The sequence below is a fragment of the Bacillus sp. m3-13 genome (assembly GCF_000175075.1).
Lineage (GTDB): Bacteria > Bacillota > Bacilli > Bacillales > Bacillaceae_I > Sutcliffiella_A > Sutcliffiella_A horikoshii_C.
In genome coordinates this window covers 158,194-177,092 of the sequence record NZ_ACPC01000050.1, presented here as the reverse complement: position 1 = coordinate 177,092, position 18,899 = coordinate 158,194, and the positions used below count along the sequence as shown (strand labels likewise).

Here is an 18,899-nt window from a genome sequence, read left to right as displayed (position 1 = left end):
AGATGATTCGCACAGAGGAGATGCTACTGAATGTCGGTCCACAGCATCCGAGTACCCACGGCGTGTTCCGACTTGTCATAAAAATCGATGGGGAAATCATCAAGGAAGCAACACCGGTCATTGGATACCTTCACCGCGGAACAGAAAAGCTCGCGGAGAACCTCCAGTATACGCAAATCATCCCGTACACCGACCGGATGGATTATCTATCCGCCATGACCAACAACTATGTGCTATGTCACGCGGTGGAAACGATGATGGGAATCGAAATTCCAGACCGGGCCGAATACCTTCGTGTGCTAGCGATGGAACTTGGTCGTGTTGCCAGTCACCTAGTTTGGTATGGTACATATTTACTTGATATCGGGGCGGTCAGTCCGTTTCTATATGCGTTCCGTGAGCGCGAAATGATTATCAATCTATTAAATGAGCTGTCAGGGGCCCGCCTTACCTTCAACTACATGCGAGTTGGGGGCGTGAAATGGGATGCTCCGGAGGGATGGATTGAAAAAGTAGAAGAATTTGTTCCATATATGAGGGAGCAGCTGAAGGGCTACCATGACCTTGTAACAGGCAATGAAATTTTCATGAGCCGTGTGAAGGGGGTTGGCCGTTACACGAAGGAGGATGCCTTTGCGTACTCCCTGAGTGGTGCGAACCTCAGGTGTACCGGAGTGAAGTGGGATCTTCGCAAAGATGAGCCATACTCCATCTATGATCGCTTCACATTTGACGTTCCAACCCGGGAAGGCGGAGACGCATGGGCGCGTTACCACTGCCGCATGGAGGAAATCGAGGAATCCTTAAAGATCATCGAACAAGCCGTCGAACAATTCCCGAAAGAAGGCGCAATCATGGCAAAAGTACCGAAGATCATCAAGGCGCCAAAGGGAGAAGCATATGTACGCATCGAATCCCCGCGCGGCGAGATTGGCTGCTACATTGCCAGTGACGGAAAAAAAGAACCGTACAGACTTAAATTCCGCCGTCCGTCTTTTTACAACCTGCAGATATTACCAAAGCTTTTGGAAGGCGAAAACATGGCAAACCTGATCGCCATTTTAGGGGCAATTGACATTGTCCTCGGGGAGGTGGATGGCTAATGATGGAAAGCTTACTGCATTCATCACCATCCTGGACGAACTTTTTCATTTTTTTCGGATTGGCAACGGCCTTGCTGCTTGCTGTCCTTGGCTTTGTAACGTACGGAATCCTTGCTGAGCGTAAAGTAATGGGCTTCATGCAAGGACGTATGGGACCGAACCAGGTCGGGGGCTCCTGGGGCTTGCTCCAAACCGTAGCCGACGTGTTAAAACTTCTGATAAAAGAAGACACGATCCCGAAACTTGCGGATCGCCCGTTATACATTATCGCACCAGTTATCGCCTTCACACCGGCGTTCATGGTGCTTGCAACCATCCCGTTCACCGACCGTTTTCAATTTGCGGACATCGGGGTCGGCTTGCTTTACTATATCGCCATTTCCGGTATCACAACGGTCGGCGTCGTAGCGGCAGGCTGGGCATCAAACAACAAATACTCGTTACTTGGAGGCATGCGTGCAGCGGCCCAAATGATTTCCTATGAAGTGCCGCTAGTTATGTCCGTCATCGGGGTTGTCCTCTTGGCAGGAAGCCTCAACTTAAACGAAATCGTTGCCGCTCAAGGCGAAACATTCTGGTTCATCATTTTGCAACCGGTGGGATTCCTGATTTTCGTCATCGCGTCTGTCGCAGAGTTAAACCGTACACCATTTGACCTGCCAGAAGCAGAATCCGAGCTTGTCGCAGGGTATCATGTCGAGTACTCCGGTTTCCGTTGGGCGTTCTTCATGCTAGCAGAATATGTGTACCTGTTCGCGATGGCATCCTTGACCACCGTCCTGTTCCTTGGTGGATGGCTGCCACCATTCGAATTTCTAGGATTTATCCCGGGTGCCGTCTGGTTCGCATTGAAATTCAGCGTCGTCGTATTCGTGCTCATCTGGATCCGTGTAACGTTCCCGCGTCTGCGCGCAGACCAGCTGATGGAGTTCGGCTGGAAGGTACTGTTGCCGGTAGCATTGGCAAACATCTTTTTCTCAGCGATCATGAAGGAATTGTTCTATAAATAATTTGAAGTTTAGAGAGTTTCATAGCTGTTAATTGGAGCAAAAGGCGAAGACTCCAGCGGGGAAGTAGCGACAATGTTGAGACCCCACAGCGAAGCGAGGAGGCTCAAGGTCGCCCCGCGGAAAGCGAAGCCTTTTGAGGAAATTAACAGCGGTGTTTAACAAATAACAAAAACTCACTTTCATTACTAAAAGGGGTAACGGAAGAATAGGGGTGAAGCGAAATGCTCGGTCTTGCAAAAGGTTTAAAATATACCCTACAAAACTTAACAAAGAAAAAAGTAACCTATGATTACCCAAACGAACCGCTTCCACTACCGGACCGGTTCCGCGGCATCCAAAAATTTTACCCGGAAAAATGCATCGTCTGTAACCAGTGCTCCAATATCTGCCCGACAGACTGCATCCAACTTACTGGGAAAAAACATCCGGATCCAACGAAAAAAGGGAAAATCATCGACACATACGATATCAACTTTGAAATTTGCATCCTCTGCGACCTCTGCACAGAAGTCTGCCCGACAGAGGCCATCATCATGACCAACAACTTTGAGCTTGCCGAATACAGCCGTGATCGACTTTTCAAAGACTTGCAATGGCTCGATGAAAACGATACGAACATCAGAAGGGAGAATAAGGCATGACAATATCCGGTGAATTCATCGCATTTCTTTTCCTAGCAATCGCTGCGATCGCCGGTGGAGTGCTCATGCTGAACCTGACAAAGGTCGTACACATGGTGGTAGCCCTTGTGTTTACCTTTATCAGCATCGCCGGCATCTATGTCATGCTATCCGCTGAGTTCGTAGCGGCTGTCCAGATTCTCATCTATTCCGGAGCTATCACCATCATCATGCTTTTCGGAATCATGCTGACACGTCACAATGACGAATCCGAAACATCCGGACTTGGGCGAAAAATACTCGTCGGCGCCGGCGTTCTCGGTTTTGCAGCAGTCATGTACTTCGGACTCTACAGCCTTGACCTTGGCTCCCAAGAATCAGCCGACTTGCATGTGAACAACACCGAACAGATCGGTGTAGCCATTTATGCAAAATACGTCATTCCATTTGAACTGACCTCCGTGATCCTGCTTGTCGCACTTGTCGGAGCGATTATTTTGGCAAGACGAGATGACGAAGACACGGACGTTATAAAAGAGGAGGCGACCAAGGAATGAGCGGAGTTCCATTATCAGCCTACCTGGTACTAGCACTTATTTTATTCTGTATCGGACTTTACGGGGCTCTGACAAAACGAAACACCGTCATCGTCCTGATCTGTATCGAGCTCATGCTGAACGCCGTCAACATCAACCTTGTCGCATTCAGCAAATTCGGCATCGCACCATCCATCACAGGGCAAGTATTCTCCCTGTTCACCATTACCGTCGCAGCAGCAGAAGCCGCAGTAGGCCTGGCTATCCTTATAGCTCTCTACCGCAACCGCCGCACCGTTAACATCGACGAAATGAATACGTTGAAGAACTAAAAAGAAGGGGACTTGATACGATGATGGAGAATGCCTGGATCATCCCGCTTTTTCCGCTGATCTCCTTTATCCTGTTACTGTTTGTCGGCAAAAGATTGAAAGAAAAGAGCGCATTCCTTGGAATCGCACTCATCGCTCTATCACTCATCTTTTCCTTCACAGCACTATGGGAGCGGTTTTCAGCACCAACCTTCAAAGCCACATTCGACTGGCTCCAAATAGGAGACGTCGTATTGACGGCGGGATATGAAGTCAATCAATTAAACGCCTTGATGCTTGTCGTAGTATCACTTGTCAGCTTACTTGTACATATTTATTCCAAAGGATACATGCATGGAGACCACCGTTTCCATGTATTTTACGCCTACCTGGGCCTGTTTACCTTTGCCATGCTGGCACTTGTCATGTCACCGAACCTGCTTCAGCTCTACATTTTCTGGGAGCTGGTCGGAGTGGGATCATTCTTACTCATCGGGTTCTATTTTTATAAAAATGAAGCAAAAGCCGCTGCCAAAAAAGCGTTCATCATGACGCGTATCGGGGATGTCGGGTTATTCATCGGGATCATCCTATTATTCTGGCAGGTTGGCAGCTTTGAATACGATGTGATTTTTGAAGCAGTCAATGCAGGCGCAATTTCTGCGGGCATGCTAACCCTCATTGCCATCCTTATTTTTATCGGAGCAATGGGAAAATCAGGTCAATTCCCCCTGCATTCCTGGTTACCAGATGCGATGGAAGGTCCGACACCGGTTTCCGCACTAATCCACGCCGCAACGATGGTTGCAGCAGGAGTGTACTTGGTCGCGAGCCTGTTTCCGCTGTTCAATGCGAGTGAAACGGCGCTAATGACGGTCGCAATCGTCGGTGCATTCACTGCGATTTTCGCAGCATCGATCGGCCTTGTTCAGAAAGATATTAAGAGAGTGCTAGCCTACTCCACCGTCAGCCAGCTGGGCTTCATGATGCTTGCACTCGGTTCTGCGGGCTATGTGGCAGGGGTTTTCCACCTCACCACACACGCATTCTTTAAAGCCTTGTTATTTCTTGCAGCAGGAAGCGTCATCCATGCCGTCCACACGCAAAACATCGACGAGATGGGCGGTCTTTGGAAAAAAATGCGCACCACAGGTATCTTATTTTTAATCGGAACCCTTGCCATTACAGGTGTTCCATTGTTTTCCGGGTTCTTCAGTAAAGAGGAAATCCTCCTTGCCGCCTGGGTGAATGGAAATCCATTTCTTTTCTTACTGGCACTGATTGCCGCATTTTTCACGGCATTCTATATGTTCCGCCTGTTCTTCCTTGTCTTCACAGGCGAAGCGCGCGGAGACCAGCGCCACGTGCACGAATCGCCTTCTGTCATGACCATTCCGATGATAGTGCTTGGTGTTCTGGCAGTTGTGGCTGGTTACATGAACACCCCATGGTTCGGCCATTTTCTCGGAGACTGGCTAACAGAAGGGACTATCCCTTATGGACCGTCCCATATCGAGGGGCCAAAATGGATTATGGCAGCTGCTATAATAGTTTCTTTAGCTGGAATCGGATTTGCCTACCTGATTTATTTCCGCCGCTCCATCGCGCGCGAAACATTCAGTCAAGGCGCACCGCATCTGTACGGAATTTTACGCAACAAATACTTTGTCGATGAAATTTACAATATGACATTCGTCTATGGAACCCGCGTGATCAGCCTGTTCCTGAAATACATCGATGAGTTCCTTGTCCAAGGAACGATGAAGGGCATTGCCGCGGCATCCCAACAAATCGGCAGACTAGGAGCCAAAGTACAGAACGGCCAAACCCAGACTTACGGAGCAGTCGCGTTTGTCGGACTCGCCATTCTCATCATCATTTTCGTCTTCACAGGGGGGTACATCGGATGAACAGTATATTTCTGACAGCGTTGATCTTCGCCCCTCTTTTAGGTATTTTAGTACTTCTTATTACACCAAAAACAAACGTGGAAGCCATTAAAATTGTCGGCTTTCTGGCAACCTTGCCGTCCTTGATACTCGCCGTTATCGCGTTCTGGCAATACAAGGCGGGAGCAGGTCTTGAGCAATTTGCAGTCAAACACGAATGGATCACATTCGGTAACAAAGGGCTGACGAAAGATATCTACGGCTTTCAAGTGTACCAGCCGATCTCCTTCGAGCTTGGCATCAATGGCTTCTCGCTCGTCATGATTCTACTGACAGCAGTGCTTTCCACCCTTGCAGCCATCGCAAGCATTCATGTAAAAAAAGAATGGAAAGGCTATTTCATTCTCTTTCTTCTTTTACAAATAGGAATGCTCGGTGTCTTTGCAGCGGAAAACCTGCTTTTATTCTTCTTTTTCTTTGAGCTCACCTTGATCCCGATGTTCTTCCTGATCGGAAAATGGGGTTATTTTGAAAAAGAAAGCGCAGCATACCGTTTCCTTATTTACAACGGTCTCGGTTCTGCGATTCTATTAATCGTGTTTGTGGTCCTTTTCACCAAAACAGGAACGATGAATATCGCCGAAATCACAGCCATGTTCACCGGCAACAGCGACGCCATGTTCCTTGGGGAAGTGTCAGACGACCTGCGCATGGGACTGCTGATCGCATTGCTTGTTGCATTCGGTATCAAGCTGCCGATCGTTCCGCTTCACAGCTGGATGCTGAAAGTCCACGTCCAGGCACCGCCATCCATCGTCATGTTGCATGCCGGCGTTCTTTTGAAAATAGGGGCATTCGGACTTATCCGTTTCGGAGTAGGAATCTTTCCTGAACAATTCGACCAGCTCGCTTTCATTCTAGCAATCTTGGGAGTAATGAATCTCCTTTACGGAGCATTTCTCGCACTCATTCAAACAGATTTCAAAATGGTGCTGGCCTACTCCAGTATCTCGCATATGGGGATCGTCCTGATCGGACTTGCGGCCCTGAACGAAGCGGGAATCCAAGGCGCGATCTTCCAGGTTGTCTCCCACGGATTCATCGCGGCACTCTTGTTCTTTTTAATAGGAGTGATGTACGAACGCACAGGAACGACCGACATCGGCAAACTTGGCGGACTTGCCAAAGCGATGCCGCTCACAGCCGGATTCTTCCTTGTTGGGGCCATGGCCTCACTCGGTCTGCCTGGCATGTCTGGGTTTGTCAGCGAATTCCTTGCCTTCATGGGGCTTTTCAATGAAATGCCTGTGGTCGCGGCAGTAGGGACGCTCGGAATCATTTTAACAGCGGCATACTTATTGCGTGCAGTGCTTGGCATGACTTTTGGAACGAAAGCAGCAGGCTATAGCGAAAAAGTGGTGGACCTGCGCGGAATCGAGTACATTCCCGTCTTTGCCATGCTATTCTTCATCGTCCTGATCGGAGTATACCCTAGCATTCTCGCACAACCGCTGCAAGACACCATCAACGCCATCATTTTAGGGATAGGGGGGTGAACAGGAGATGGATTTAGAAACCTTACTCAGCTTTGATTGGAGTGTCATGGCACCGGAATTCATCATCCTTGGTGTAGCAACCCTTCTCTCACTACTGGACTTATTTTTACCGAAAAAAATAGATCGGAGACTGCTCGGCTGGCTAGGATTCGCCAGCATCCTGGCAGCCCTCGCATTCTTGGTGGGCATGTACGACAAAGATCCAATGCAAGTCACCACCATCCTTTACGAAACATACCGACTCGACAGCTTTGCGATGGCCTTCAAAACGTTGATTTTAGTCGGAGCAGCCTTCGTGATGCTAATGGCTATCAGCTACGAGCCAAAAGAAGGCTTGCGCGAGTATAGAGGGGAGTTCTTCTACCTCTTGCTGTTAGGCGTCCTAGGTGCCATGATTATGTCCTCAAGCGGCGACCTGATCACGTTGTTTGTCGGACTTGAACTGTTATCCCTTGCTTCCTATGTATTAGCAGGACTGCGCAAAAAGAACCTGCAATCCAACGAAGCCGCCATGAAATACGTTATCAACGGCGGGATCGCCACCGCCATCAATCTGTTCGGAATGAGCTACGTATACGGCCTGACCGGCACCACCAACCTGCAGGAAATGTGGGTCACACTGTCCCAAATCAACGCACGCGACATGCAATATTTACTGGTCATCGCCTTCATGATGATGTTCGTTGGCTTGTCCTTCAAGCTCGCGACCGCACCATTCCACATGTGGGCACCTGACGTCTACCAAGGCGCGCCAACACCAGTAACGGCATTCCTTGCAGTCGTATCCAAAACAGCAGGCTTCATCATCGTATTGCGCCTATTCGTGACACTGTTCTTTCCGACCCGTGCAGCAGAAGGCGCATCTATGCTGTTCTCCATGGGAGAATTCATCGCAGTATTGGCCGTGGCCTCCATGATCATCGGTAACTTCGTTGCTCTGCGCCAGCGCAACGTCAAGCGGATGTTCGCCTACTCAGGAGTCGCACACGCCGGATATTTGTTGGTGCCACTGGCAACCGTAAACTTCATCTTTATTTTTGAAGCAATGTGGTTTTACTTGATCGCCTACTTGTTCATGAACATCGGGGCACTTGCAGTATTACAAGTCGTCACCGCACGAGATGGCTCCGAGGATCTGAGCCGATTCGCCGGACTGTACCAGCGCTCCCCATTGCTTGCAGTGTTGATGTCGGTGTTCCTGCTCTCATTGGCAGGTATCCCGGGCACAGCCGGATTCATCGGAAAACTGTCGATTTTCGTCGGTGCCATTTCTGAACCAAGCAACGCTTATGTCCTGGCATCGGTCTTAATTTTGACCACCGTCGTCTCATACTTTTACTATTTTGGAATCATGACCCAGATGTTCTTCCGCCCAGCAGCAAGCCAAGAAAAAATCCACGTTCCCGTTGGAATCTGGATCACCGTCTTTGTTTGCGCAATCGGAACACTAGTGCTCGGTATCCTGCCAGGCCTTGCCCTAGACATGTTCGGAAACAATTTCGATATTTTAAAAGATATCTTAGTACCAGGCAACTAACCGATTGTCACGGTTAAGGGGAATATGATTTAATAAGAAAGAAGGAGATCACATGCTCCTTCTTTTTTGTGGATTATTATAGGAAGAAACTAAAATTTATTAGTTGAAAATAAAGAGGAGGCTGCTTTCACAATGATCGATATAGGAGTACAAGCACTCGTCAGCATCATCTCCCACCTACTATTCATTAGCATCACCTGGTGGGCACTCCAAGCCGTAAATTACGAAAAATGGATGAAACCAAACAAAGTTGTCCAAATCAGACTGCTGCTGATCCTAATCACCATCGCCATCGGATCCTCCGTCAGCAACTTCTTCCTGGACTACCTGTTCCTATCACAAAGACTGCCGATGATTTGGTGAAAATAAGTGTAATTCTGTATGCCAGGGGGTTCATTCCCCTGGCTTATTACTGGATTCGGGTTAATCTGGAGTTATTTATAGTAATTTCTCGAATTTAGAAAGCTTCAAACCGCTAATAATACAGCAGAATTTAAAATACAAGCGGAAATCCTCTAAATACTGTCCAAACTGACCCAAATACAAGCGGGAAAATCGAAAATACTGTCCAACGAAGCCAGAATACTGTCCAAAACACACCAAATACAAGCCATTCGACCAACCTCCCCAAAAACCGACAACCACCCAAACCTGCCCAAGACCAAGAAACTACCCGCACTTGTTGCCGTCTACATAAGAGCTGAAATTCCTGCCGGGGTCTGACCCCAAATATTAAAAAAATATATAAAAACCACAAATATTTTGACGAACATTTCTATGTATCTCTTACTCCCATATTGGCGACACTGTTTAGTAACAAACAAAGGGGCGTGGGGGATATGTTTAATAAGATGGGGAACACAAATAAGGGCTTGAAAACTAATACTAAATATGCAGAAAAAAAGTGGAAACTTTATATTAATAGATTGCTAGGACTATTTTTTATTTTCGTAATATGTTTTACAGGGGTAATTCTTGGGAATGAAAGAAGCAGAGCTCAATTACCAAACGATATCAGTACTGAGATACTTGAAATCGCAGAAGTTTTTCAAAAGGAGAAAATTAATGTTCAGGAATGGAAACTTTATGGGCGGAAGAACGTCTATAAAATTAGGGATTTAGTCACTTTTCAAAAAGAGGTAAATCGTTTAAAACAGAGTATGGGCCATCTTAGTTGGAATGTGATGGAAGAAGAGGATCAATGGAAGGCAGTTGGGACTCATTATAATGACTTATTAAAACAAGAAGAGACTCTTCAGCTCATCACCACCCACGCAAACGCATCCCAAACATCGTATGTATTATATGAGGTAACTGGGTATGGTTGGGAAAAGCCTGTAGCAACAGAGATAATTAACAATTTCCATTCGAATCTTACCAATATTTCTCATGAAGACTTTGAAATATTTAGTTGTATGTCTGGCGATTTCAGTGCTAAAATTGAAGGTGGTTTGCAAAATACGACAAATATTTTGCTAGACGCATTTTCAGCACAAATAGTTGAAGAGATTCAGGAAGATACCTTTGTATCAGTTTCAGCATATACTGATGCATGGAATAATGTTCTTCCGACACATCAGGGAAAGATGAACTTACAAATTGGGTTACGAACACAAGGAATGGGCGATAAGACTACCGTGATTGTAGGCACGCCAATTATTACTGTTGAATATTAATATATAGAATAAAAGACGCGGAGGGGAACGTTTTGGAAAAAATCATCGTCCGCGGCGGACAAAGGTTAAAGGGTACTGTTAAAGTAGAGGGAGCAAAAAACGCAGTACTACCTGTCATCGCCGCAACTTTATTAGCTAGCAAAGGCAAATGCGAAATCTTAGATGTACCTGAGCTCTCCGACGTTTATACGATTAACGAGGTTTTGCGTTATTTGAATGCCGATGTTGAGTTTGAAAATAATCGTATAATTGTCGATGCAACAAGAGAGCTTCACACAGAAGCACCGTTTGAATATGTACGCAAAATGCGCGCATCTGTCCTAGTAATGGGATCATTGCTTGCACGTAACGGAAAAGCACAAATTGCTCTACCTGGAGGCTGTGCCATCGGTTCTAGACCAATTGATCAGCATTTAAAAGGATTCGAAGCAATGGGTGCGAAAGTGAAAGTTGGAAATGGTTATATCGATGCCGAAGTAGACGGAAGATTACAAGGCGCGAAAATATATCTTGATTTCCCAAGCGTGGGAGCAACAGAAAACATCATGATGGCTGCAACTCTTGCTGAAGGTACAACTATCATGGAAAACGTTGCAAAAGAACCGGAAATCGTGGACTTGGCAAACTTCTTGAACTCCATGGGAGCGAAAGTTCGTGGAGCAGGTACAGGTACTCTTAGAATCGAAGGGGTTTCCGAATTACACGGATGCCAACACAACATCATCCCTGACCGCATTGAAGCAGGTACATTCATGGTAGCAGCTGCAATCACAGGCGGAGACGTTATCGTGGAAGGCGCAGTGCCGGAACATTCCAGCTCTTTAATCGCCAAAATGGAAGAAATGGGCGTTAAGTTTGAAGAAGTCGAAAACGGATTACGCGTTATCGGACCTGAAAAACTGAAGTCAATTGACATCAAAACAATGCCTCACCCAGGATTCCCAACAGATATGCAATCCCAAATGATGTCACTATTGTTAGCGGCTGAAGGCACGAGCATGATTACGGAAACAGTATTCGAAAATCGCTTTATGCATGTAGAAGAGTTCCGTCGTATGAACGGTGACATCAAGATCGAAGGACGTTCCGTTGTGATCAATGGACCTTCTAAACTACAAGGTGCAGAAGTGGCAGCAACAGATCTTCGTGCAGCAGCAGCATTAACCCTAGCAGGATTAATCGCAGACGGATACACTCGTGTAACCGAGCTAAAACACTTAGATCGTGGATACGTAAACTTCCACAACAAACTAGCAGCACTAGGCGCAGACATCGAACGAATAAGCTCCATGGAACAAGAACAAACAGTTATCCTAGAGCAAATCAAAGAAGCCTAAACACACCAAAATAGCCAATTATATATTTATATTCTACATTGAGGGTCAGACTCCTTTAAGGGTCTGACCCTTTTTTGAACTTTTTTTGCTGGCCTTCGACGTGAGGGGCGAAATTCCTGCTGGGGTCTGACCCCAGCACAGCATTTTTTTCACTGCTTATTAATAGCCCAACTTTTTTTCTGTCAGACCATTTTCTTGGTGGGATGTTGTATTGTTTTCTGATAGTTTTGGGTTATGTCTATATAATATAGAAGTTTTTAGGAGTTTTTTAGGGTTTGAGAGTTCTGAACGAAGTCGTTAAACCTGCCCATATTTTAGTCATAATTGCTTGTCCACTTCCATAAGAATGAAGAGTAAAGGTATCCAGCCATTAATTATCAACAAACAACTACTACTTTATTGTTATCGGAGGCTCGGCGCTATGAGAAACTTGAAACCAATCATCGTACTCACTTCTATTCTATTTGTCATGGTATTAATGGTACCAACATTATTAGTCATGCCGTTTGTCGATAAGGAAAGCGGCCAATTAGCAGAGGAACTCCAACCAAATCAACAAATCCAAAACCAAGTGGAACCAATTGATTCTCCGATTGATGTAGCGGTTTATCGTCACAAGCAAGAGATGATCGAAAACATTCCGCTCGAGGACTATATTGTGGGCGTGGTCGCTTCAGAGATGCCTGCCGACTTTGAACTAGAAGCGCTAAAGGCACAGGCATTGGCGGCGCGTACGTATATATTAAGGCAGCTGATGGCGGAAGAAAAACTAGGCACACCAGAAGGGGCAGATGTCACAGACACCGAACAGCACCAGGTGTATAAAAGCCCCGAGGAACTAAAAGCAATTTGGGCAGCGGAAGATTTTAATTGGAAGATAGATAAAATAAAACAGGCGGTTGCGGAAACAGCAGGATCCGTCCTTACCTATAATAATGCACCAATTGAAGCAAGTTATTTCTCCACCAGCAACGGGTTCACAGAAAACTCAGAGGAATACTGGCCAAACGAAATCCCATATTTGCGAAGTGTAAAAAGCCCGTGGGATGTAGATTCTGAAAAATACTTAAGCCAAGTTTCCTTACCGGTACAAGATTTTCAATCCAAACTCGGGGTAACATTGGGAAGTGACGGGTCGGTGGGGAAAATCATCGCACGTACAACGGGTAACCGTGTGGAGGCGGTAGATATCAATGGGAAGAAGCTGAGCGGAAGGGAAGTGCGTGACCTCCTTAAGCTGCGCTCCAGCGATTTTACCTGGGAGCGTAAAGGAGACAACATCGTCATCACCACCAAAGGCTTTGGGCACGGAGTAGGGATGAGCCAATACGGAGCCAACGGAATGGCCCTAGAAGGCAAAAACTACACCCAAATCATCTCCCACTACTACAAAGACGTCCAAATCGCCAGCGCCGACCAATACATCAACAAGGTGACAGCGAAGAGATAGAGTGTGAGGGAGGGGGATGATAAAAAAATGAAAAAAATAACCCTTTGGGGGTCAGACCCCCAAAGGATTTTGCCTCTCCATGTCGAATATAGGTACACCCGTCAGCCCCCGGCTCCTGCCGGGGTCTGACCCCTTTTCGAACTTTTTTTAAAAATCTATGCATAATTCCCCCGCCAGTGAAGGAAAATAAGCATTTCAAAAAAATTTTCACCGTGGATGTATATTATTCTGTGAATCTGTTCAGAATGATTGCTGAGGTGATGATACAATGAGAGAGGAAGAAAAGAAACGGACTTCTCAAAATTCAAATTGGCAACGCTTAATGAAAAAGCGTTGGGTGTTCCCAGCAATCTATCTTGGGTGCGCGGCAATCATTTTGACAGCGGTTTTAGTATCCCAAACAGGTAATGAAACAGAAAGTAACCCAGGAAACACAGATGGGCAAGGAACTAGCATTTCTTATGGTGATCAAGATTCCATGGAAGTAAACAGCCCGGTAGAAAACTTTGTAATGCCGGTAACAGATGTTAACTCTTCTGTTATCCACAGACCTTTCTGGGATGCAAATGCATCTAAAGAAGACCAAGAAGCAGCCTTCATTGAGTACAATGGCATTTACCAACCTAGCACAGGTATCGACATTGCAATGAAAGACGGCGAAACATTCGAAGTAGTCGCTTCTTTAAGTGGAACTGTAACGCATGTTGAAAATGATCCATTACTAGGAAACGTCGTAGAAATTGAGCATTTGGATGGTGTAAAAACAATCTATCAATCACTGACAGACGTACAAGTCAAAGTCAACGATTTCGTAGATCAAGGTGAAACAATCGCCAAAGCACACACAAACCAACTGAACAAAGACGCAGTACACGTTCATTTTGAAATCCGCAAGGACAATGTAGCAGTGAATCCGAGCAGCTTTTTTAACAAACCAGTCACTTCCCTACTAGAGGAAGAAGGACAAGCTTCTGAAGAAGGAAGCGAGCCAGCTGGTGAACAAGAAAAAGAAGAAACTCCAGCAGAGGGCGAAGACAAGCCTGAAGACGGAGAAGACAAAGACGGCGACGAAGGATCTTCTGACGAAGAAGAAGAGTCCGTTAGCTATCTAACATAATCTAAAGTCTTGTTAATAAAATAAATGCTAGAACGATAAACTCTATTGAGCCAAAGAGCAGCTTACAAACGGGAAACATACTCCGGAAAGCTGCTCTTTTTCTATGCAAATTTTTCTCACCTTCCACCCAAACAAGGAATAAAACCAAGCCAACCTGGGTATACTAACAATACCGATACACAAACAACACAACAGCGCAAAAACAAGAGAATGTCAAAACCGCCAAACGCAGGTACCGTTTGGCGGTATTTTTTTGTTTTAAAACTTTTTTTGAAATGGGGTCAGACCCCTAAAGGTGTTTTGCACTTCTTGTCGAATACTATATAAGTTGGCCCATTGCGTGCCATTCCCTCACACCATGACCTCAGCACTTTCCACTAAGTCGCACGCCAACAAAAAACCAAAATCCCACCCCGAAAGGAGTACCACCCATCATGCCTAGAAAACCAAGGCTCTGGTTCCCCGGAGCCATGTACCACGTCACAACACGAGGAAACCGCCGCAGCATTATCTTTTTTGAACCCAAGGACTATCAAACCTACAAGCGCATCCTCCTCGAAATCAAACACAAATACCCGTTCAAACTGCACGCCTACTGCCTTATGACCAACCACACCCACCTGCTTATCGAAACCGAAACCACTAACATCAGTCTCATTATGCAAAAGATCAACACCAAATACGCCCAGTACATCAACCGCAAATACAAACTCACCGGCCACCTCCTAGAAGGAAGATTCAAGTCCAGCATCATCCACGACATCGACTACCAGATCGACGTCAGCAAATACATCCACCTGAACCCGGTCGCAGCCCAGATGGTCCACAATCCCGAAGACTACCCATTCAGCAGCTACAAGCAATACCTCTACAACAACCAACACGACCCGCTCGTCACCACTAAAGACATCCTGAAATACTTTTCCACCACCCACCACGAAGGCTCTTACCCACAATACGTCAACACCCCAAACACGCGAATCCATTTCACCCCCAACAACAAAACAAAATTTCTTATTTTGAAAAAATAAAGAAAATTACGTATAATAGAAATTAATTCGCATAACGAAATAATAGGGGGAACACAAATGACACTCAAACTCGACTATCTGAACAACCCATATCCATCTAACCGTAACACTGTATTCGCTCAAAACGGCATGGTTGCCACATCACAACCATTAGCTGCACAAGCCGGACTCGATATCCTGAAAAAAGGAGGAAACGCCATCGACGCAGCCATAGCTACTGCTGCCTGCCTGACGGTCGTGGAACCAACCTCCAACGGAATCGGCGGCGACGCATTCGCCCTCGTCTGGACAAAAGGAGAGCTCCACGGCCTAAACGCAAGCGGCCCTGCACCACAATCCATCTCGATTGAAGCGGTAAAAGAAAGAGGCCACGACACGATGCCGAAAATGGGCCTTATTCCTGTGACTGTTCCCGGCGCACCATCTGCCTGGGCAGAGCTATCCAAGAAAATTTGGCAAACTACCACTCTCAGAAGTGCTGCAACCTGCCATCGACTACGCGGAAAAAGGCTACCCAATCTCGCCAACACTCGGCAAGTACTGGAAAGGCGCCTACAATGCCTATAAAAAACTCTGCACAACCGAAGAATTCACGCACTGGTTCGAAACATTCGCACCAGACGGACGTGCGCCGGAAATTGGCGAAATCTGGTCCTCCAAAGGCCATGCCGACACTTTAAGGCAAATCGGTGAAACAAACGGAGAAGCCTTCTACCGCGGGGAACTAGCCCATAAAATCGCAGACTTCTCCAAACAGCACAACGGCTTTCTTACATATGATGACCTGGCAGCCTACCAACCGGAATGGGTGCAGCCGATCAAAGTCAACTACAGAGGCTACGACGTCTGGGAGATTCCGCCGAACGGCCAGGGAATCGTCGCCCTCATGGCACTCAATATGCTAAAAGAAGACACTTTCACCGAACGCGACAGTCTCGAAACCTATCACAAACAAATCGAAGCAATGAAACTCGCATTTGCTGACGCCAAGAAATACGTTTCAGATACAACGACCATGACCCACACCGCAAAAGAATTGCTGTCCGATTCCTTTGCAAAACAAAGAAGGGGCCTCATCACCCACACAGCCCTCACGCCAGAACCGGGGACTCCACCAAAAGGAGGAACCGTCTATTTGGCCACTGCCGACGGGGAAGGGAATATGGTATCCTTTATCCAGAGCAACTACATGGGCTTCGGATCAGGCGTCGTCGTACCAGGAACAGGCATTGGCCTACAAAACAGAGGACATGATTTCTCCCTAGACCCAGAACACGAAAACGCGCTGGCACCAGGGAAGAAGACATACCACACCATCATTCCTGGCTTCCTGACAAAAGACAACGAAGCGGTCGGACCGTTCGGCGTCATGGGAGGCTATATGCAGCCACAGGGCCACATGCAAGTCGTCATGAACACCATCGACTTCCACCTGAACCCGCAGGCTGCCTTGGATGCACCAAGATGGCAGTGGATGGAAGACAAAACCGTACACGTCGAGCATCACTTTCCGCAACACCTGGCCCAAGCCCTCCAACGCAAAGGCCACAACATCCAAATCACACTGGACGGAGGCAGCTTCGGCCGCGGCCAAATCATCTGGCGCGACCCAAAAACCGGCACCCTCACAGGCGGCACCGAACCAAGAACCGACGGCGCCATCGCAGCGTGGTAACGAGATAAAGAGGTAAACAACTAAAGAGGGGTCTGACCCGCTCTCCGTTAAAGCACTAAAGAATAAAAGAGGGGTCTGACCCGCTCTCCGTTAAAGCGCTAAACAACTAAAGAGGGGTCTGACCCTCACTCCACTAAAGCACCAAAGCAAAGTAGAGCCAGTCAGCCCCTCCTCACAAAGGAGGAAACCACCACACCATGAAGCAATGGGACTTATTTATCGCATTCTTCCGTGTTGGGATGCTCGGATACGGCGGAGGTCCGTCCAGCATTCCGCTTGTACATAAAGAAGTAGTAGGCAAGTACAAATGGCTCTCAGATGATGATTTCTCTGACATCCTGGCACTCGCCAACACAATGCCCGGACCCATCAACACCAAGATGGCCGGTTACATCGGATATCGCGTCGGCGGTTACACAGGCATGATGAACGCCATCCTAGCCTCCACCATTCCGACCATCATACTCATGATCGTCCTGCTCACCACGCTTACAAGCTTCAAAGACCAAGCGTGGGTGCAAGGCATGACCAAAGCAGTACTACCTGTGGTCGGCGTCTTACTTGCCGTCCTGACGTGGGACTTTCTATCAAAATCACAAAAAGGACTAGGTTGGCCCGTAGCCATCTTCCTAATCCTAGCTAGTTTCCTATTCATCGAGATTCTCGGCATCCACCCAGGAATCGTAATCGCGCTATTACTTGCTGCGGCGGTTCTGAAAAAAGACAAACCAAAACCTGAAAAAGGAGGGACCCAATCATGATGATATATTGGGAGATATTCCTCGCCTTTTTCATACCGGGCATCCTGGGATACGGTGGAGGCCCCGCATCCATTCCGCTCGTGGAAAACGAAGTCGTCCACCGCTATGGCTGGCTGTCGGTCTCTGAATTCAGTGAAGTACTCGCACTCGGAAACGCCTTACCAGGACCGATTGCAACCAAAATGGCCGGTTATATCGGCTACGAACAAGCAGGAATCCTAGGCGCAGCAGTAGGCGTATTTGCCACCGTCGCACCATCACTCATCTTGATGATCGCGCTCATGAGCCTCCTGTACAAATTCCGAGACTCACCTAAAGTAAAAAGAATGTCCAACTACGTGCGACCAACCATCGCACTCCTGCTTGGTGTCATGGCCTTTCGATTCTTCGCTGAATCCTACGAAGCAAGTGGCACCATCCAAACAGTGTTTCTAATTATCGCAAGCTACCTACTTCTTGAAAAATGGAAAGTGCACCCCGCATACGTCATTGTGGGAGCATTAACTTACGGAGCAATATTACTTTGAAAAAGCAGGTGGGACGGTTCACTAGCTCCTTCGAACATCGATCGAGGCGCCAAACCCGTCCTTCCCCTTCCAAAATATAAGGAGGTCTTCCAACATGACCAAAACCCTACTTTTAACAGGTTTTGAACCGTTTTTGAATTTTAAGATCAATCCAACAGAGGAGATTGTCAGGGAATTGGACCAACAAAAAATTGGTCAATACCAAGTCATAAGCCGGGTGCTGCCTGTTGATTTCACCGAATCGGAAAAATTGTTATTGGAGTATATCGAGGAGCTACAACCAGATGCCGTGGTTTCCCTTGGGCTTGCTGCGGGTAGGGCGCACATTACACCGGAGCGAATTGCAATCAATTGTAAGGATGCTGGTGGTGCGCCTGATAATAATGGAGTCGTGCTTCAGGATGCACCAATCAACCCAGATGGACCCGACGGCTACTTTTCCACCTTGCCGATCCGCGCGATGGTAAACCATTTAATTGAAAATAACTTTCCTGCAAAAATATCCAATACAGCAGGAACCTACCTATGTAATAACGTCATGTACGCGGCCCTGCACAAGCTAGCGCAACAGGGAACAGGTAGTAAGGCTAACCCTACTGATACAGATGAACCGAACACAGCCCAAATCCCGGCAGGCTTCATCCACATTCCAGCCTCACACCAGCTCGCGGCCCAGCTCAACAACACACCAAGCTGGTCCCAGACTGACCTGACTGCAGCGATCAAACTGACAATTGAAACGATGTAAGTGAAGGGACCTATC

The 18,899-nt window shown here is 47.1% G+C and carries 17 protein-coding genes and 1 pseudogene; all 18 read left to right on the top strand.

Going from position 1 to position 18,899, the window contains the following annotated elements; all coding sequences use genetic code 11:
• The first annotated feature begins 2 nt into the window (after positions 1 to 2).
• Positions 3 to 1,103 carry an NADH-quinone oxidoreductase subunit D gene (locus M313_RS0122075; RefSeq protein ID WP_010200363.1) on the top strand — a complete coding sequence of 367 codons (1,101 nt, stop codon included), beginning with the start codon at positions 3 to 5 and terminating at the stop codon, positions 1,101 to 1,103.
• Positions 1,103 to 2,113 (top strand): NADH-quinone oxidoreductase subunit NuoH, encoded by a 1,011-nt coding sequence (gene nuoH, locus M313_RS0122070; RefSeq protein ID WP_010200362.1) that lies wholly within the window; start codon positions 1,103 to 1,105, stop codon positions 2,111 to 2,113. Before M313_RS0122075 ends, nuoH begins: the two co-directional genes overlap by 1 nt.
• A gap of 221 nt (positions 2,114 to 2,334) precedes the next feature.
• The gene (gene nuoI, locus M313_RS24410; RefSeq protein WP_010200360.1) at positions 2,335 to 2,754 is read left to right on the top strand and encodes an NADH-quinone oxidoreductase subunit NuoI; all 420 of its coding nucleotides are present in this window, start codon (positions 2,335 to 2,337) and stop codon (positions 2,752 to 2,754) included.
• Entirely contained in the window at positions 2,751 to 3,290 is a 540-nt protein-coding gene (locus tag M313_RS0122055) for an NADH-quinone oxidoreductase subunit J (protein ID WP_010200359.1), read from the top strand. The genes nuoI and M313_RS0122055 overlap by 4 nt, the downstream gene beginning before the upstream one ends.
• Positions 3,287 to 3,601, top strand: coding sequence for an NADH-quinone oxidoreductase subunit NuoK (gene nuoK / locus M313_RS0122050; RefSeq protein ID WP_010200357.1), 315 nt, complete (start codon positions 3,287 to 3,289; stop codon positions 3,599 to 3,601). Before M313_RS0122055 ends, nuoK begins: the two co-directional genes overlap by 4 nt.
• 20 nt (positions 3,602 to 3,621) lie before the next feature.
• The gene (gene nuoL, locus M313_RS0122045; protein WP_010200355.1) at positions 3,622 to 5,490 is read left to right on the top strand and encodes an NADH-quinone oxidoreductase subunit L; all 1,869 of its coding nucleotides are present in this window, start codon (positions 3,622 to 3,624) and stop codon (positions 5,488 to 5,490) included.
• On the top strand, positions 5,487 to 7,025 hold the full coding sequence (locus M313_RS0122040; protein ID WP_010200353.1) for a complex I subunit 4 family protein: 1,539 nt from the start codon (positions 5,487 to 5,489) through the stop codon (positions 7,023 to 7,025). Before nuoL ends, M313_RS0122040 begins: the two co-directional genes overlap by 4 nt.
• Before the next feature lie 7 nt (positions 7,026 to 7,032).
• The gene (nuoN, locus tag M313_RS0122035) at positions 7,033 to 8,562 is read left to right on the top strand and encodes an NADH-quinone oxidoreductase subunit NuoN (RefSeq protein ID WP_010200351.1); all 1,530 of its coding nucleotides are present in this window, start codon (positions 7,033 to 7,035) and stop codon (positions 8,560 to 8,562) included.
• A 132-nt stretch (positions 8,563 to 8,694) separates the two neighbouring features.
• Positions 8,695 to 8,925 carry a DUF1146 family protein gene (locus tag M313_RS0122030; RefSeq protein WP_010200349.1) on the top strand — a complete coding sequence of 77 codons (231 nt, stop codon included), beginning with the start codon at positions 8,695 to 8,697 and terminating at the stop codon, positions 8,923 to 8,925.
• Positions 8,926 to 9,401: 476 nt separating this feature from the next.
• Positions 9,402 to 10,238, top strand: coding sequence for a YwmB family TATA-box binding protein (locus tag M313_RS24840; RefSeq protein ID WP_010200347.1), 837 nt, complete (start codon positions 9,402 to 9,404; stop codon positions 10,236 to 10,238).
• 32 nt (positions 10,239 to 10,270) lie between these two features.
• On the top strand, positions 10,271 to 11,575 hold the full coding sequence (gene murA / locus M313_RS0122020; protein WP_010200345.1) for a UDP-N-acetylglucosamine 1-carboxyvinyltransferase: 1,305 nt from the start codon (positions 10,271 to 10,273) through the stop codon (positions 11,573 to 11,575).
• A gap of 421 nt (positions 11,576 to 11,996) precedes the next feature.
• Entirely contained in the window at positions 11,997 to 13,025 is a 1,029-nt protein-coding gene (gene spoIID / locus M313_RS0122015; protein WP_010200343.1) for a stage II sporulation protein D, read from the top strand.
• 268 nt (positions 13,026 to 13,293) lie between these two features.
• Positions 13,294 to 14,142 (top strand): stage II sporulation protein SpoIIQ, encoded by an 849-nt coding sequence (spoIIQ, locus tag M313_RS24400; RefSeq protein ID WP_010200341.1) that lies wholly within the window; start codon positions 13,294 to 13,296, stop codon positions 14,140 to 14,142.
• Between the two features lie 434 nt (positions 14,143 to 14,576).
• Positions 14,577 to 15,173: a transposase gene (locus tag M313_RS25530; RefSeq protein WP_010200340.1), complete on the top strand. Its 597-nt coding sequence runs from the start codon at positions 14,577 to 14,579 to the stop codon at positions 15,171 to 15,173.
• A gap of 57 nt (positions 15,174 to 15,230) precedes the next feature.
• Positions 15,231 to 16,848, top strand: a pseudogene (locus tag M313_RS24395) (gamma-glutamyltransferase family protein).
• 197 nt (positions 16,849 to 17,045) lie between these two features.
• Positions 17,046 to 17,609 (top strand): chromate transporter, encoded by a 564-nt coding sequence (locus M313_RS0121990; protein ID WP_010200337.1) that lies wholly within the window; start codon positions 17,046 to 17,048, stop codon positions 17,607 to 17,609.
• The gene (locus tag M313_RS0121985) at positions 17,609 to 18,136 is read left to right on the top strand and encodes a chromate transporter (protein WP_029326646.1); all 528 of its coding nucleotides are present in this window, start codon (positions 17,609 to 17,611) and stop codon (positions 18,134 to 18,136) included. Before M313_RS0121990 ends, M313_RS0121985 begins: the two co-directional genes overlap by 1 nt.
• A 94-nt stretch (positions 18,137 to 18,230) precedes the next feature.
• Positions 18,231 to 18,884 carry a pyroglutamyl-peptidase I gene (locus M313_RS0121980; protein WP_010200335.1) on the top strand — a complete coding sequence of 218 codons (654 nt, stop codon included), beginning with the start codon at positions 18,231 to 18,233 and terminating at the stop codon, positions 18,882 to 18,884.
• Positions 18,885 to 18,899 lie beyond the last annotated feature (15 nt).

Excerpts from the sequence above, each read along its gene's own strand:
- M313_RS0122075 (WP_010200363.1), top strand. The coding sequence starts at position 3 with ATGATTCGCACAGAGGAGATGCTACTGAATGTCGGTCCACAGCATCCG.
- nuoH (WP_010200362.1), top strand. The coding sequence starts at position 1,103 with ATGATGGAAAGCTTACTGCATTCATCACCATCCTGGACGAACTTTTTC.
- nuoI (WP_010200360.1), top strand. The coding sequence starts at position 2,335 with ATGCTCGGTCTTGCAAAAGGTTTAAAATATACCCTACAAAACTTAACA.
- M313_RS0122055 (WP_010200359.1), top strand. The coding sequence starts at position 2,751 with ATGACAATATCCGGTGAATTCATCGCATTTCTTTTCCTAGCAATCGCT.
- nuoK (WP_010200357.1), top strand. The coding sequence starts at position 3,287 with ATGAGCGGAGTTCCATTATCAGCCTACCTGGTACTAGCACTTATTTTA.
- nuoL (WP_010200355.1), top strand. The coding sequence starts at position 3,622 with ATGATGGAGAATGCCTGGATCATCCCGCTTTTTCCGCTGATCTCCTTT.
- M313_RS0122040 (WP_010200353.1), top strand. The coding sequence starts at position 5,487 with ATGAACAGTATATTTCTGACAGCGTTGATCTTCGCCCCTCTTTTAGGT.
- nuoN (WP_010200351.1), top strand. The coding sequence starts at position 7,033 with ATGGATTTAGAAACCTTACTCAGCTTTGATTGGAGTGTCATGGCACCG.
- M313_RS0122030 (WP_010200349.1), top strand. The coding sequence starts at position 8,695 with ATGATCGATATAGGAGTACAAGCACTCGTCAGCATCATCTCCCACCTA.
- M313_RS24840 (WP_010200347.1), top strand. The coding sequence starts at position 9,402 with ATGTTTAATAAGATGGGGAACACAAATAAGGGCTTGAAAACTAATACT.
- spoIID (WP_010200343.1), top strand. The coding sequence starts at position 11,997 with ATGAGAAACTTGAAACCAATCATCGTACTCACTTCTATTCTATTTGTC.
- spoIIQ (WP_010200341.1), top strand. The coding sequence starts at position 13,294 with ATGAGAGAGGAAGAAAAGAAACGGACTTCTCAAAATTCAAATTGGCAA.
- M313_RS25530 (WP_010200340.1), top strand. The coding sequence starts at position 14,577 with ATGCCTAGAAAACCAAGGCTCTGGTTCCCCGGAGCCATGTACCACGTC.
- M313_RS0121990 (WP_010200337.1), top strand. The coding sequence starts at position 17,046 with ATGAAGCAATGGGACTTATTTATCGCATTCTTCCGTGTTGGGATGCTC.
- M313_RS0121985 (WP_029326646.1), top strand. The coding sequence starts at position 17,609 with ATGATATATTGGGAGATATTCCTCGCCTTTTTCATACCGGGCATCCTG.
- M313_RS0121980 (WP_010200335.1), top strand. The coding sequence starts at position 18,231 with ATGACCAAAACCCTACTTTTAACAGGTTTTGAACCGTTTTTGAATTTT.